We start from the raw sequence: 15437 nt of genomic DNA on the forward strand, positions 1-15437 counted from the left end.
TTCCGCTCATCATACCGTCAGATTGCACATGCGCCCTTGCATTGACCAGAGCCGCTCGGGCATCTGCACCTCATGAAGACCCTTGCCCAATCCCCGCATGACCCCGCTTTCATCCAGGACCCCTACACGGTCTACGACGCGGCACGCGCGCGTGGCCCCGTGCTCTACTGGGAGGACTACGGGATGCCCGCCGCCTTCGACGCGGCCACCGTGACGGCGCTGCTGCGCGACCGCAGGCTGGGCCGACAACACCCGGACCCGGCCCCGACACCGGCACACCTGCAGACCTGGGCGCGGCTGCACGACAACTCCATGCTGGAACTCGAACCACCGCGCCACACCCGGCTGCGCGGCCAGGTGCTGCGCGCCTTCACCTCCAGGCGCATCGCGAACCTTGGTCCCGACATTGATCAGATCACGCAGGACCTGCTGGCCGACCTGCCGGACGACAGGCCCTTCGACCTGATCCCGCAGTTCTGCACGCAGCTTCCGGTGCGCATCATCGCCCGCCTGCTCGGCGTGCCCGAGGACAAGGCCCCCGACCTGCTGCGCTGGTCGACCGCGATGGTGGCCATGTACATGGCCGGTGCCACCCGCGCGACAGAGGACGCCGCCGAAGGCGCCGCGCGGGAGTTCGTGGACTACCTCAGCGGCTACATCGACCAGCGGCGCGCAAGGCCGGGTGACGACCTGATCTCACATCTCATCGGGGTGGAGACCCAAGGCGACAGCCTCGACACGGACGAGCTGATCAGCACCTGCATCCTGCTGCTGAACGCGGGCCACGAGGCGACCGTGCACACGCTCGGCAATGCGGTCAAATGCCTGCTTGAGAACGCCACCGATCCGCTGGCACTGGCCCCGCACAACATCGCCGCCACGGTGGAGGAAGTGCTGCGCTACGACCCGCCCCTGCACATCTTCACCCGCCACGCCTATGACGACATCGACCTGGGCCAGACAACGCTGAAGAAAGGCGCGGAAATCGCGCTGGTCCTGGGCGCCGCGGGCCGCGACCCCGAGGTCCACGTGGCCCCCGACCTGTTCAACCCGCAGCGCCCCGGCAGGCCCCACGCGGCCTTCGGCGGCGGGCTGCACTTCTGTGTCGGCGCGCCGCTGGCCCGGCTGGAACTGCAACGCGCCCTGCCCGCGCTTTTTGCCCATCTGCCCGACATGTCCCTGACCGAAACGCCGCGCTACGCGGACAGCTACCATTTTCACAAGCTCGAACGCCTGATGATCACCCCGTGAGCAGCAGCCGGGTCAAGGATCGCGCCCCGCGCGACCGCGCGCAGCGCGGCATGTCCTTGACGCGGCTGCTGCTCGCACCGACCCTCGGGAAAGGTCGTTCAGGACGCACCGCGCCCTGAACACCTTCTCAGCGGAAAACGCGCCGTCTCACCCCCCACCCCGCCGGGCCGCTCGGGCTCACATCGGCAACGGGCACCCATAGAAGGGCGTCACGGCGCAGCCGTGTCCGGCGGATCCGGTCACAACGGCAGCGCCACCGTCGACTTCAGCTCTTCCATCGACAAAAGCGCCGTGACGTTGTGCACCCGCACCTCCGAAATCAGCGCCTGATAGAAGACATCGTAGGCCCGCGCATTCTTTACCCGGACTTTCAGGATATAGTCGATGTCACCCGCCAGCCGGTGCGCCTCCTGCACCTCGGGGCGGTCCCGCAACGCCTTGAGAAAGGCCGCCTGCCAGCCCGCTTCATGCTCGGAGGTGCGGATCAGCACGAAGAAACAGGCCTCGAACCCCAGCGCCTCGGCGTCCAGGATCACCGTCTGCTGTCCGATGATCCCGGCCTCGCGCATCTTGCGAATGCGATTCCAGACCGGCGTCTTCGAAGACCCCACCGCCTTGGCGATATCCTCAAGCGATTGGGCCGCATCCCGTTGCAGCTCACCAAGAATTTTCCGATCTGTCTCGTCTATCCGAACCGACATTCCACAATTTTCCTTTTACCAAAACTTCTGTTCCGCACGTCGCCGAAATTGGAACAGAATTCCTTATCTGCCGGATGCTATGGCCTCGTATCGGGAACATTTCCTATATTCAGGCGTAAGTCAACGAAGCACACCGGCCATCTCAAGGGGCACATCATGGACCACTTTCCCATCTTTCTCGCCACCGAGGGGCAGCGCATCGCCCTGTCCGGCGGGGGCGACGCGGCGCTGGCCAAGCTGCGGCTTCTGCTGAAGACGCGGGCGCGTATCAATGTCTACGCCAGCGCCCCGGCGCCCGAGATCGCGGCATGGGCCGACGCGGGCAAGCTGATGCTGCATCGCCGCGCCTTCGGCCCCGGCGACGCGCTGTGCGCCCGGCTGTTCTATGCCGCCGACGAGGACGCGGACGAAGATGCCCGCACCGCCGCCATTGCCCGGGCCGAAGGCGCATTGGTCAACATCGTCGACAACCTTCACGACAGTGAATTCATCACCCCCGCCATCGTGGACCGTGACCCGGTGACGGTGGCGATCGGGACCGAAGGCGCGGCACCCGTGCTGGCCCGCGCGATCAAGGCGGATCTGGAAGAACGCCTGCCCACATCGCTGGGGACGCTGGCGCGCATCGGCAAGGGCTTTCGCAAGATGGCCGACGCGCTGCCTTTTGGCCGGGCGCGGCGGGACTTCTGGCGCGACTATTATTTCAACACCGGCCCCCGCGCGGTGGCCGACGGCGCAGACGCCGTGGAGAACAGCCTGCACGGGCTGCTGGACGACCACCTGAACCGTTCCGCCCGCCCGGGCCACGTCGCCTTTGTCGGGGGCGGCCCGGGTGATCCGGAACTGCTGACGCTCAAGGCGCGCCGCGCATTGGATGAGGCGGACGTGGTGATCTACGATCGCCTGATCAGCCCGGAAATACTGGAACTCGCCCGCCGCGAAGCCCAGATGATCGACGTCGGCAAGGAAGGTTTCGGCCCGTCCACCAGCCAGGAGACAATCAATGACCTGCTGGTCGAACATGCGCAGTCGGGCGCTCAGGTGGTGCGGCTGAAATCGGGCGATGCCACCGTATTCGGCCGCCTGGACGAGGAAATCGACGCCATCGACGCCCATGGCATCGGCTGGCACATCGTCCCTGGCATCACCTCGGCCTCCGCCGCCGTGGCGACGATCGGGCAAAGCCTCACCCGCCGGGGGCGCAACGCATCGGTCCGGTTCCTGACGGGCCATGACATGAAGGGCTTCGCCGATCACGACTGGGCGGCACTGGCCCGCCCGAACGAAGTCGCCGCGATCTACATGGGCAAGAAATCCGCCCGCTTCGTTCAGGGTCGCCTGATCATGCACGGCGCGGACCGCGCCACGCCTGTCACCGTGATCGAAAACGCCTCGCGCCCGGATCAGCGGGTGCTGGAGACCACGCTGGACCGGATGGCCACGGATATTGCAGACGCGGCCATGACCGGCCCCGCGCTGACTTTCTACGGGCTTGCCCCGCGCGCCGCCGCGCAAGCCGCAACGCAAATGCCGATCGAGGAGATGGCCTGATGCCGAAACCCTTTACCCCCAAGGTCGTGACAGCCAATGCCCTTCTGGAAGGCGACGTGATCTACATGACCACCAGCGGCTGGACTCGTGATCTGGCCGAGGCCGAGGTGCTGACCGATGAGGCCGACGCCGATCTGCGCCTGATCGAGGCGCAGTCCCAGCCCGACAAGATCGTCGGCGCCTACCTGGCCGATGTCACCGTCGAGAACGGCGTGCCGCACCCCACCCATTTCCGCGAGGATTTCCGCGCCACCGGGCCCTCCAACTATCGCCACGGCAAGCAGGAAACCATCACAGAGGAGCGTTTCTGATGTACCATTACACCGAGTTCGACGCCGATTTCCTGGCCGAACGCAACGCACAGTTCCGCGCCCAGGTCGAGCGCCGCATCGACGGCAGCCTGACCGAGGATGAATTCAAGCCGCTGCGCCTGATGAACGGGCTCTACCTGCAACTGCATGCCTACATGCTGCGGGTCGCGATCCCCTATGGCACGCTCAACAGCCGCCAGATGGACCAGCTCGCCATGATTGCCGAGAAATGGGACAAGGGCTACGGCCACTTCACCACGCGCCAGAACATCCAGTACAACTGGCCCGAGCTGCGCGACGTGCCCGACATGCTGGACGCGCTGGCGGCGGTGAACATGCACGCCATCCAGACCAGCGGGAACACCATCCGCAACGTGACCGCCGACCACTTCGCCGGGGCCGCCGCCGATGAGGTTGCCGATCCGCGCCCCGTGGCCGAGCTGATCCGCCAGTGGTCCACCGACCACCCGGAATTCCAGTTCCTGCCGCGCAAGTTCAAGGTCGCCGTGACCGGCGCGCAAGCCGACCGTGCGGTGATCAAGGCGCATGACATCGGATTGCGCATTGTCGAACGCGACGGGGCAATCGGCTATGAGGTCATCGTGGGCGGCGGCCTGGGCCGCACGCCGATGATCGGCAAGGTGCTCTATGATTTCGTGGCAGAAGAAGATCTGCTGCCCACGCTTGAGGCCATCGTCAGCGTCTACAACCTGCTGGGCCGCCGCGACAACAAGTACAAGGCGCGCATCAAGATCACCGTGCACGAGAACGGGATCGAAGACATCCGTGCCCGCGTCGACGCGCGCTATGCCCTGATCCGCCCCCAGTTCAGCGGTGTGGACCAGCAGATGCTGGCCCGGATCAAGGCCGACTTTGCCGCGCCCGACTTCCGGGTGGCGGATGACGCGCCCTATCGCAACGCCTACCAGAACGACCCGCTGTTCCGCAGCTGGGCCGACACCAACCTGACCGCGCACCGTGCGCCCGGCTATGCCATCGTCTCCATCAGCCTCAAGGCGCATGGCAAGACGCCCGGCGATGCCTCTGCCCGCCAGATGCGCCTGATGGCGGCACTGGCCAAACGCTATGGCCACGACGAGCTGCGCATCAGCCACGAGCAGAACGTGATCCTGCCGCATGTGCATAAATCAGACCTGCCGTCTGTCTTCTCTGCCCTGCGGGCCGAGGGGCTGGGCACCGCCAACATCGGGTTGATCAGCGATATCATCGCCTGCCCCGGCATGGACTACTGCGCACTGGCGACAGCCCGGTCGATCCCCATCGCGCAGGAGATCGCAACCCGCTTTGACGAGCTGAAGCTGGAGCACGACGTCGGCCCGCTCAAGATCAAGATCTCGGGCTGCATCAATGCCTGCGGCCACCACCATGTGGGCCATATCGGCATCCTCGGGCTGGACCGCGCGGGCGTGGAAAACTACCAGATCACCCTGGGCGGCGACGGCACCGAAGATGCGGCCATCGGCACCCGTGCCGGCCCCGGCTTCTCCGCCGATGAGATCATCCCGGCGGTGGAGCGGCTGGTGCGGGCCTATCTCGACCTGCGCGCAGAGCCCGCGGAGACCTTCCTGCAGACCTACCGCCGTCTGGGCATGGCGCCGTTCAAGGCCGCGCTGTACCCGGATGCCGAAACCAAGGACCGGGCAGATGCCGCTTGATCGCCCTTCAGTGACCGGTTCCGCCGGGACGGGATCGGGCGATGCGCCGACGCAGGGCGTGGCGTCCCGTGTGGCGCGGCTCAACTCAGAGCTGCGCCATCACAGCGCCACCGACGTGCTGCGCCGCGCTGTCGAGGATATTCCGCATCTGGCGCTGGTTTCGAGCTTTGGCGCCGAATCCGTGGTTCTGCTGCACCTCGCGTCGATGGTGAACCGCGATCTGCCGATCCTCTTCATCGACACGGAACTGCTATTCACCGAAACGCTGGTCTACCAGCAGGAGGTAACGGAACGGCTGGGCCTGCGCAACGTGACCATCCTGCGCTCGGGCAATATCCGCGCGGCGGACCCGGACAACACGCTGCACCAGCGCGACACCGACGCCTGCTGCAACCTGCGCAAGACCGTGCCCCTGCAAACCGCCCTGCGCGGCTTTGACGGTTGGATTTCGGGCCGCAAGCGGTTCCAGTCGGGGACCCGCGCGGCGCTGGAACATTTCGAACTGGAACAGCGCGGCCCCGGCCTGCCGGAGCGGATCAAGGTGAACCCGCTGGCGTATTGGGATCCTGCCGATGTGCGGACCTACATGACCGAAAACCGCCTGCCCCGTCACCCGCTGGTGGCGCAGGGCTATCCCTCCATCGGCTGCGCGCCCTGCACGTCGCCGGTGAAACCCGGCGAAGACCCCCGCGCGGGCCGCTGGAGAGACAGTGAAAAAGACGAATGCGGCATCCATTTTGTCGATGGCAAAATGGTGCGAACCGGAGGAAAGACATGACGCAACTTATCAACGATACCGGCTTTGTCGCGGACGACTGGACCGGCGGCTTCTGCACCAGCGGTGCCGCCAACGACTGTGTCGCGCTGGACCTTGCATCGGACGCGAACCCCGAAGAGGTCGCCCTGTCCGGGATCAAGATCATCCGCGTCGATTTCCCGTCCTCCGCCGACGGGCGCGGTTTCACCATTGCGCGGGCTCTGCGCCTGCGCGGCTATACCGGACGGCTGCGGGCCAGGGGCCATGTCATCGCGGACCAATACGCGATGGCCCGCCGCGCGGGCTTTGACGAGGTCGAGGTCCACGACGAGATCGCCAACCGCCAGCCCGAGGACCAGTGGCAGTTCCGGTCCGACTGGCGGGCGCACGACTATCAGTCCCGCCTGCGCGGCTAGGCTGCGACAAAGGCAAAGATTGCCCTGAACCCATTGATCTTCTAAGAAGGGAACGCAAGCGATCGCTTGTGTACATGTGATTATGACCGAGCAGACTCCCGTGAACAAGACCACAGCACAGCCCGCCCTGCCCGACGCGCAGACCGTGACGTCGGTAAAGCACTGGACCGACAAGCTTTTCTCGTTCCGGGTCGCGCGCCCCGCGTCGTTGCGTTTCCGGTCGGGCGAATTCGTGATGATCGGCCTGATGGGCGATCCGCACCCCGAGACCGGCAAGCAGAGGCCGCTGCTGCGCGCCTACTCCATCGCCTCTCCGGCCTGGGACGACGAGTTGGAGTTCTATTCGATCAAGGTGCAGGATGGGCCGCTGACCTCGAAATTGCAGCACATCCAGCCCGGCGACCAGATCATCCTGCGTCCCAAGCCCGTGGGCACCCTGGTGCATGACGCCCTGCTGCCGGGCAAGCGCCTGTGGTTCTTCGCCACCGGCACCGGCTTTGCCCCCTTTGCATCCCTGCTGCGCGAACCTGAAACCTACGAGAAGTTCGACGAGGTGGTGATGATGCACACCTGCCGCGACGTGGCAGAGCTGGAATATGGCCGACAGCTGATCGAGACCCTGAAATCCGACGAGATGATGCAGGAACTGATCGGCGCCGAAAACCTGGCCAAGATCCGCTACTACCCCACCACCACCCGTGAAGAGAGCCCCAAGATGGGCCGCATCACCACGCTGCTGCAGGACGGTACGGTCTTTGCCGATCTGGGGATCGACGGGATCAACAAAGACACCGACCGCGGCATGGTCTGCGGCAGCCTTGACTTCAACAAGGACATGATCGCCACGCTCGAAGGTTTCGGGCTGCAGGAAGGTGCGAACTCCGACCCGAAGCATTTCGTGGTGGAAAAAGCCTTCGTCGGCTGAACAGACGCACAAGACATGAAAAAACCGCGCTCCCAGCCGGGGGCGCGGTTTCTTTTTGGGCTATGGCGTCCGGATCAGATGTTCAGCGCCTGGCGCACCGTTTCCAGCGCATTTTCCAGCAGTTCCGGGTTGTTACGGGCTGCCTCCAGGCTGGTGGTCAGTGTCGTCTTCTGCATGGCGCTCAGATCGGACGTCTCGATCATCTCGGCGACCTTGTCGAAGTCGAAACCGTCAACCGTCAGCAGCTCGTCCACCATCGCGGGGTCCACACCCTCGACACCGGCGGCGGCTTCCTCGGCGGGGGTCTCTGCGTCAATTGCCGTCGCCGCATCTTCGGTGGCCTCTGCCGCGTCCTGAGCGGCATCGGCGGTGGCATCGGCTGCAGCCTCTGCGGTCTGCTCGGTGTTTTCGGCAGCAGTCGCGGCGGTATCCGCCGTGGCCTCGGCGGCATCTTCGGCGGTCTCCGCCGCGCTGTCCGCGGCAGTCGCCGCAGCCTCTGCCGTTTCCTCCGCAGCGTCGGCGGTCGCGTCTGCCGCTGCCTCCGCCGTCCGCTCGGCGTTCTCGGCAACAGTGTCGGCTGCATCCGCCGCCGCGTCGGTCGCAGCTGCTGTTGCATCAGCAGTCGCGTCCGCCGCATCCGACGCGGCCTCGGCCGTCGCCGCAGCGGCGTCCTCGGCGGTCTCGGAGGTCGCGTTCACCGCGCTGTCCACAGCATCACCCGCCTGATTTGCCGCATCCTCGGCAACCGTCGCCGCGCCTTCTGCGGCATCCCCAATGGCGGCAACCGCCCCGTCGGTCGCTTCCGCCACGGCATTGCCGGCATCGGCGGCGGTGTCGGCAATGGCCTCGCCGGCGGCATCTGCCGCCTCGGCGGTGGCATCCACGGCGTCGTTGACCGCCCCTTCAACCGCTTCGGCAGCTTCGCCAGCCGCCTCGCTCGCGCTTTCCAGCGCCTCCGGCGCATTGACCGCTTCCGACGCCTCGTTGACCGCCTCGGAGGCATCATTCGCCAGTTCACTGGGCGACTTGCCGGAATACAACATATAGCCGCCGATGGCCACGGCGCCTGCGACAACGATCCAGATCAGATTCTTCATCTTCTTTCCTCTATTTGACGGCGCGGCAGCCACACGGGACCTTGCGCATCTCGCCTGCCCAAATGCGCAGGTGATCCGTCACATTCAAGCGCAAATTGCCGTAAAAGACGTCCCTCGCCCCAATTTACCGACTTGAAGAAGACGGTTGCCCCGTCTACTTTGCAACTTCGAAAATACAGCAACCACCAAAGGATGACCACCATCGCTCGCAGACCTCATAACGCGCCACCGACACGGGATACCGGACCGCGCGTCAACGAAAACATTCGTGCCCCGGAAATTCGCCTGATCGGCGCAGATGGCGAAAACGTCGGCGTCGTGTCACCGGCGCGCGCCATGGACATGGCCGAGGAGGCCGGGCTCGACCTGGTCGAGATTTCGCCGAACGCCAATCCGCCTGTTTGCAAGATCATGGATTTTGGCAAGTTCAAGTATGAACAGCAAAAGCGTGAATCCGAAGCCCGCAAGAAGCAGAAGATCATCGAAATCAAAGAGGTCAAGTTCCGCCCGAACACGGACACCAATGATTACGACGTCAAGATGCGGAATGTTTTCAAGTTTCTGGAGAATGGCGACAAGGTGAAAGTCACCCTTCGGTTCCGTGGCCGCGAGATGGCGCACCAGAATCTGGGCCGCGAACTGCTGGAGCGTGTCGCCGAAGACACCAAGGATCTGGGCCGGGTGGAAAACTTTCCCAAGATGGAAGGCCGCCAGATGGTCATGCTGATCGGTCCCTTGCCCAACAAGGCGTGAACAAGGCCACCAAAGACACCGCAAGCGGCCCCTTTGACCGCTGAAACGAATGAAAAAATCCCCGCAATCTCTTGCGGGGATTTCTTTTTTCCGGCCTCGCCTTTCGACTTTAGCGCAGCAGCTCGGTGATGTTGCGCACCACCGCCCGGCGATTGGCCTGCTCGGCGTTGGGAGTCGGTACCTTCAGGTCGGATTCGCCGTAGCCCTGGGTCACGATGTTCTGCGCCGGGACGTCGAAATATTCCCTCAGCGCCAGTGCCACGGTTTCGGCCCGCCGGTCGGAAAGCGCCAGATTGTAGGTGGCGTCGCCCACCGCATCGGTATGTCCTTCGACCAGGATCACGGTGCGCGGGTCCTCGGCGATCTGCTCGCGCAATGCGGTCCCGATGAGCGCCAGGCTGCGTGCCTGCTCGGGCTGGATCGCGGCGGAACCGGTTTCGAACCGCACGGCGTCAAGTTCCAGCTGCGGCGCCAGCGCGCGCACCTGCTGAATGTCCCTGATCTGACGCAGAGAGAACGTGCGGTTGGTGTCAGCCGCCAGTTGGCGTTGCAATGCTGCGCGCAGCGCCTGTTCGTCCTGGTTGCTCACCATCTCGACCTGTTGCTGCTGGTTCACCTGCGGCAACTCGTTGACGACCACCTGCTGTTCCTCGACCAGATCGTCGAACAGAACTGTCTGGTTGCCCTGGGCATCGACCGACACCCGGCGCAGAACGGACCCGTCGCGCGCGCGGATCGTGATGACCTGCGAACCATCGGTCTTGGTAACAATGGTGCGGCTGGACCCGTCGTCGAAAGTCTGGGTCTGGACCTGGTCCCCAGGCTGCCGCAGCAGCGCGTTTTCATCCTTCAGCACGCGCAATTCGCCATTCGGCTGTTCAAGGATCAGACGGTCGCCGGAGCGGCTGACCACCTTGTCGCCGTTCTTCAGCACGGAGCCGACGGCGACCGCGCCAAGCCCGACGAGAAGTGCTTTCTCGAACGTGCTCAGACCATCGTCATCGGCGGCCGGTGCGGCTTCGGCGGTCTGCTCACCCGTGACGGTGGTCGCGAATTCCTCGTCCGGGGATCGAACGCTGTCTTCCGTGACTTCCTCGGTGACCACTTCGGCGTCGTTGTTCTCCGCTTCGGCTGCAGCGGCCGCCGCAGCGATCGCCTGGCGTTCCGCCTCACGGTCAGCCGCACGCTGTGCCTCAAGCTCTGCCGCCACGCGGTCCGCTTCGGCCTGTGCTTCGGCTGTCATTTCCGCGTCTTCGGCGGCCTGCGCATCGGCAGCGGCCTGCGCATCTTCGGCAGCCTGCGCGTCTTCGGCGGCCTGCGCATCTTCAGCAGCCTGCGCATCTTCGGCGGCCTGCGCGTCGGCAGCGGCCTGCGCGTCGGCAGCGGCCTGCACATCTTCGGCAGCCTGCGCGTCTTCAGCGGCCTGCGCGTCGGCAGCGGCCTGCGCATCTTCGGCAGCCTGCGCGTCTTCAGCGGCCTGCGCATCGGCAGCGGCCTGTGCATCAGCGGCAGCCTGTGCGTCGGCGGCAGCCTGAGCGTCGGCGGCGGCCTGAGCGTCGGCGGCGGCCTGTGCCTCAGCGGCAGCCTGCGCATCGGCGGCGGCCTGAGCGTCGGCAGCGGTTTGACCGCTCGCAGCTGCGGCAGCATCGTCTTCCGCCTGCTGAGCCTGTTGCGCCTGGTTCACGACGTCCAGCCCGGTCCCGGCAGAGGCCGCCACATCGCCGCTTTGCGCCCTCAGGACAGCCAGTTGTTCGGCGGTTGTCACCGTCTCCTGCTCAAACAGACAGGGAAACGTCACATCTTCTGCACCCAGCTCACATACCGGAATATCGGTGCTCTGTGCAAAGGCACCGTGCGGCAATACCAGCAGCAGGCTCATTCCCAGTGATGTGGTTGATTTGAATAGCGTTTTCATTTGTCGTTCCTCACATTTTTCCGAACGCCGTTCGGGCAGCGCTTGTGAGTGAACGTCTCGAGCTCAATACGGTTCCGCCTGCCATCCCTGCCATGCAAAGAACCGCGCACCCCAAGGCACGCGGTTCTTCTCAGCTACGTCGCAGGCAGGATCAGGCGATTGCCGCCACCGCCCGTTTGGTCATCACACCGACCAGATGAGCACGATAGGCCGCCGTGCCGTGCAGGTCGCTGATCATATCGCCTTCGGCTTTCAGCCCGGCCACCGCATCGGCCGAGAAATTGGCGGACAGCGCCTCTTCCGCCTCGGTCCAGCGGAACACGCCGTCATTCGACGCGCCCGTCACCGCCACGCGCACACCATCGGCAAATTTCGCCACAAAGACCGCCACCAGCGGAAAGCGCGAAGCCGGCTGGATGAACTTCTCGTAATGCGCCGCTTCGGGCACCGGAAACTTCACTTCCGTAACGATCTCGCCCTCTTCCAGCGCCGTGGTGAACATCCCGAGGAAATAGTCATCCGCCGCGATCTCACGGTTGTTCGTGACGATCGTCGCGCCAGAGGCGAGCGCCGCCGCCGGATAGCAGGCGGAAGGGTCGTTGTTGGCCAGCGACCCGCCGATGGTGCCGCGATTGCGCACAGCCGGATCACCGATCCGCGCGGCAAGAGAGGCAAGGCCGGGATAATGCGCCTTGGCCTCGGCGGCAACGGTGGCGTGTGCGGTCCCGCCCCCAATGCACAGCTTGCCGTCGTCCGACATCCTGACGCCCTTCATCTCGTCGATGGCGGTCAGCGACACCAGCACCGACGGCGCGGCCAGCCGCGCCTTCAGCGTCGGGATCAGGGTCTGCCCGCCGGAAATCGGCTGGGCCTCTTCCTTGCTCATCGCCTGCACCGCATCCGCGACCGTCTTGGGGCGTTCGACTTCGAAATTATACATCGTCTTTCCTTTCGAACCTGGCACCGCCTGTGGGGTCTCGCGGCGGCACCGGCTTCTTTATGCCAAAAATACCTCTGGGGGGTCCGGGGGGCAACGCCCCCCGGCTCCGCCCTCTCAGCTTATCCCTGCATCGCCGCCCAGACGCGCGACGGCGTCACGGGCATGTCGATATGGGCCACGTCCTTGCCGCCCGAGCGCATCGCATCGAGCACCGCGTTGACCACCGCCGGGGGCGACCCGATGGCCCCCGCCTCGCCACAGCCTTTCACCCCAAGGGGGTTGTGCGTACAGGGCGTCTGGCAGGAATGATCCACGTCGAACATCGGTACGTCGCTGGCCCGCGGCATGGCGTAGTCCATGTAGGACGCGCTCAGCAACTGGCCGTCGCTGTCATAGGCGCAATTCTCCATCAGCGCCTGACCGATCCCCTGGGCCAGCCCGCCATGCACCTGGCCGGTGACGATCATCGGGTTGACGATGTTGCCAAAGTCGTCCGCGGCGGCGAACCGCTCGATGGTGACATGGCCGGTTTCCGGGTCAAGCTCCACTTCGCAGGCATAGGCACCCGAGGGGTAGGTAAAGTTGCTGGGGTCATAGAACGCCGTCTCCTCCAGCCCCGGCTCGATATCCTCCAGCGGGTAGTTATGCGGCACATAGGCGGCCAGCGTCACGTCTCCCCAGGCCACCGACTTGTCCGTACCGGCGACGCTGAACGCCCCGTCCTTCAGTTCGATGTCGCCTTCGGAGGCTTCCAGCAGGTGCGACGCGATCTTCTTGGCCTTGGCGATGATCTTTTCCGTCGCGCGCACCATCGCCGATCCACCCACCGCGAGGGAACGCGACCCGTAGGTGCCCATGCCCATCGGCGTCTTGGAGGTATCGCCATGCACGATTTCGACCATGGAGGCGTCGATGCCGATCATCTCGGCGATCACCTGCGGAAAGGCCGTCTCGTGCCCCTGCCCGTGGCTGTGGCTGCCGGTCATGACAACCAGGCCGCCGGTCGCGTTGACCCGCACCGTGGCGCTTTCGTACAGACCGGCGCGCGCGCCCAGCTGACCCACCAGGTTCGACGGCGCGATGCCGCAGGCCTCGATATAGCAGTTCACCCCAAAGCCGCGCAGCTTGCCCTTGGCTTCGCTTTCCTTGCGCCGCGCTTCGAAACCGGCCAGGTCCGCGATCTCTTCGAGCTTGTCCATGGTGGCACCGTAGTCGCCGGTGTCGTATTCCACCGCCACCGGGGTGGCATAGGGGAATTCGGTGATGAAGTTCTGACGGCGCAGCTTGATCGGGTCGACCCCCAGTTCATGTGCGGCCTTGTCCACCAGACGCTCCAGCTGATAGGTCGCCTCCGGCCGGCCGGCCCCGCGATAGGCATCCACCGGCACGGTGTTGGTGAACACCGCCTTGACGTTCACATAGATCAACGGCGTCTTGTAGTTGCCCGCCATCAGCGTGCCATGCAGCCACGTCGGCACCGAGGGCGCGAATGTCGACAGATAGGCGCCCATGTTGGCGTAGGTATCGGTGCGCAGCGCGGTAAAGTTGTTCTCCGCATCCAGCGCCAGTTCGATCTTGGTCACATGGTCCCGGCCATGCGCGTCCGAGATGAACGCCTCCGACCGGCTTGAGGTCCATTTCACCGGACGGTTGCAGGCCTTGGCCGCAAAGGTGCAGAAGGCCTCTTCCTGGTAGTGGAAGATCTTGGTGCCGAAACCGCCGCCCACATCGGGCGCCACGACCCGCAGCTTGTGCTCGGGGATGCCCAGAACGAAGGCCCCCATCAGCAGCCGGATCACATGCGGGTTCTGCGAGGTGGTATAAAGCGTGTGTTCCCCATCGGAGCGGTTGTAATCGCCCACCGCCACGCGCGGCTCCATCGGGTTGGCCACCAGCCGGTTGTTGACCAGCTCCAGCGTGGTGACATGCGCGGCCTCTTCAAAGGCCTTGTTCACCGCGTCCTTGTTCTCTTCGACGAACCCCCAGTCATAGCAGAGGTTCGATGTCAGGTCGTCATGCACCTTGGGCGCGCCGTCCTTGACCGCCTCTTTCATGTCGATGACGGCGGGCAGTTCCTCGATGTCCACGACGATCGCTTCGGCGGCATCGCGGGCCTGCCCAAGCGTCTCAGCCACGACGGCGGCGATGGGCTCGCCCACGTGCCGCACCTTGCCCTGCGCCAGCACCGGATGGCCCGGTTCCTGCATCGGCTGTCCGTGCTTGTCAGTGACCTGCCAGCCGCAGGGCATGCCGCCCACGCCTTCAAAGTCCTTGCCGGTGAAGATCTTCACCACCCCGTCCATACCTTCGGCCGCAGATGTGTCCACATTGGTCAGCTTGCCATGGGCCACGTCAGAGCGCAGGAAAAAGACATAGGCCTGTCCCCGCAGGTTGATGTCGTCGGTGTAATTGCCGTTGCCGGTCAAAAACCGGACGTCCTCGCGCCGCTTCGTGCTGGCACCAATTCCGCCGTCTTTGGGCATGTTCATTCCTCCCGAATGTGTCGGGCCGCTCCACCCCTGCATTTTCTCCTGCAGGGTGGGTCCGACCCCACGCGTTGATGTGCTTATTCTGCTGCGATCGCGCTGACGTCCTGGCCGGATGCGGCCATGATCGCCTTGACGATGTTGTGATAACCGGTGCACCGGCAGATGTTGCCATCAAGGTAATGGCGCACTTCGGCTTCCGTCGGTTTGGGGTTGTCCTTGAGCAGCGCCGCCGCGGACATGACCATGCCGGGGGTGCAGAAACCGCACTGCAGGCCGTGGTGATCCTGGAACGCCTGCTGGATCACGTTCAGCGATCCGTCCGCGTTGGCCTGCCCTTCAATCGTGTCCACCGTCGCGCCATCGGCTTCGACCGCCAGCATGGTGCACGACTTTACCGCCTGCCCGTTCACGTGCACCACACAGGCGCCGCACTGGCTGGTGTCGCAGCCGATGTGCGTCCCGGTCAGACCCTGATCGTCCCGCAGGAATTGTGCCAGCAGCGTGCGGCCCTCCACGTCGCCGGACGCGGTTTTGCCGTTCACGGTCATCTTGACCTGTGTCATCTAGTCCTCCCCTTCGTGACCTTGTTTCTTCCCGAGTTAAACACGCAGGACATGGGTTGAGAATAGATAAATTCGGGGATCACGGGATATTG

At 64.8% G+C, this 15437-nt stretch carries 14 protein-coding genes; 8 read left to right on the forward strand and 6 right to left on the reverse strand.

Annotated elements, in window-relative coordinates:
* Positions 1-72: 72 nt before the first annotated feature.
* The gene (locus FIU94_RS15180) at positions 73-1251 is read left to right on the forward strand and encodes a cytochrome P450 (protein WP_152466571.1); all 1179 of its coding nucleotides are present in this window, start codon (positions 73-75) and stop codon (positions 1249-1251) included.
* 239 nt (positions 1252-1490) lie between these two features.
* On the opposite strand, the gene FIU94_RS15185 is transcribed toward FIU94_RS15180, so the two are convergent.
* A complete protein-coding gene (locus FIU94_RS15185) occupies positions 1491-1952 on the reverse strand; it encodes an Lrp/AsnC family transcriptional regulator (protein WP_071971533.1) in 462 nt (153 codons plus the stop codon).
* 156 nt (positions 1953-2108) lie between these two features.
* On the opposite strand from FIU94_RS15185, the gene cysG reads away from it, so the two are divergent.
* From cysG to FIU94_RS15215, 6 genes are all read left to right on the forward strand, one after another.
* Positions 2109-3503 carry a siroheme synthase CysG gene (cysG, locus tag FIU94_RS15190; protein ID WP_152466572.1) on the forward strand — a complete coding sequence of 465 codons (1395 nt, stop codon included), beginning with the start codon at positions 2109-2111 and terminating at the stop codon, positions 3501-3503.
* Positions 3503-3814, forward strand: coding sequence for a DUF2849 domain-containing protein (locus FIU94_RS15195; RefSeq protein ID WP_152466573.1), 312 nt, complete (start codon positions 3503-3505; stop codon positions 3812-3814). The genes cysG and FIU94_RS15195 overlap by 1 nt, the downstream gene beginning before the upstream one ends.
* Positions 3814-5490: a nitrite/sulfite reductase gene (locus FIU94_RS15200; protein ID WP_152466574.1), complete on the forward strand. Its 1677-nt coding sequence runs from the start codon at positions 3814-3816 to the stop codon at positions 5488-5490. Before FIU94_RS15195 ends, FIU94_RS15200 begins: the two co-directional genes overlap by 1 nt.
* Positions 5480-6268, forward strand: a complete 789-nt coding sequence (locus FIU94_RS15205; protein WP_152466575.1) for a phosphoadenylyl-sulfate reductase — start codon at positions 5480-5482, stop codon at positions 6266-6268. Before FIU94_RS15200 ends, FIU94_RS15205 begins: the two co-directional genes overlap by 11 nt.
* A complete protein-coding gene (locus FIU94_RS15210; protein WP_152466576.1) occupies positions 6265-6663 on the forward strand; it encodes a DUF934 domain-containing protein in 399 nt (132 codons plus the stop codon). The genes FIU94_RS15205 and FIU94_RS15210 overlap by 4 nt, the downstream gene beginning before the upstream one ends.
* Before the next feature lie 82 nt (positions 6664-6745).
* On the forward strand, positions 6746-7588 hold the full coding sequence (locus FIU94_RS15215) for a ferredoxin--NADP reductase (protein ID WP_152466577.1): 843 nt from the start codon (positions 6746-6748) through the stop codon (positions 7586-7588).
* Between the two features lie 74 nt (positions 7589-7662).
* Here FIU94_RS15215 and FIU94_RS15220 read toward each other — a convergent pair whose 3' ends face one another.
* Complete coding sequence (locus FIU94_RS15220; RefSeq protein ID WP_152466578.1) at positions 7663-8685, reverse strand: translation initiation factor 3; 1023 nt, start codon at positions 8683-8685, stop codon at positions 7663-7665.
* Positions 8686-8877: 192 nt separating this feature from the next.
* On the opposite strand from FIU94_RS15220, the gene infC reads away from it, so the two are divergent.
* The gene (gene infC, locus FIU94_RS15225; protein WP_152466579.1) at positions 8878-9438 is read left to right on the forward strand and encodes a translation initiation factor IF-3; all 561 of its coding nucleotides are present in this window, start codon (positions 8878-8880) and stop codon (positions 9436-9438) included.
* A gap of 109 nt (positions 9439-9547) precedes the next feature.
* Here the strand turns inward: infC and FIU94_RS15230 are convergent, their stop codons facing one another.
* The 4 genes from FIU94_RS15230 to FIU94_RS15245 form a co-directional block, all read right to left on the reverse strand.
* Positions 9548-11353, reverse strand: coding sequence for an OmpA family protein (locus FIU94_RS15230; RefSeq protein ID WP_152466580.1), 1806 nt, complete (start codon positions 11351-11353; stop codon positions 9548-9550).
* A gap of 151 nt (positions 11354-11504) precedes the next feature.
* Complete coding sequence (locus FIU94_RS15235) at positions 11505-12293, reverse strand: xanthine dehydrogenase family protein subunit M (protein ID WP_152466581.1); 789 nt, start codon at positions 12291-12293, stop codon at positions 11505-11507.
* Between the two features lie 119 nt (positions 12294-12412).
* The gene (locus tag FIU94_RS15240; protein WP_152466582.1) at positions 12413-14776 is read right to left on the reverse strand and encodes a xanthine dehydrogenase family protein molybdopterin-binding subunit; all 2364 of its coding nucleotides are present in this window, start codon (positions 14774-14776) and stop codon (positions 12413-12415) included.
* Between the two features lie 83 nt (positions 14777-14859).
* Positions 14860-15345, reverse strand: coding sequence for a (2Fe-2S)-binding protein (locus FIU94_RS15245; protein WP_152466583.1), 486 nt, complete (start codon positions 15343-15345; stop codon positions 14860-14862).
* Positions 15346-15437 lie beyond the last annotated feature (92 nt).

The organism is Sulfitobacter sp. THAF37, from assembly GCF_009363555.1.
Classification (GTDB): Bacteria; Pseudomonadota; Alphaproteobacteria; order Rhodobacterales; family Rhodobacteraceae; genus Sulfitobacter.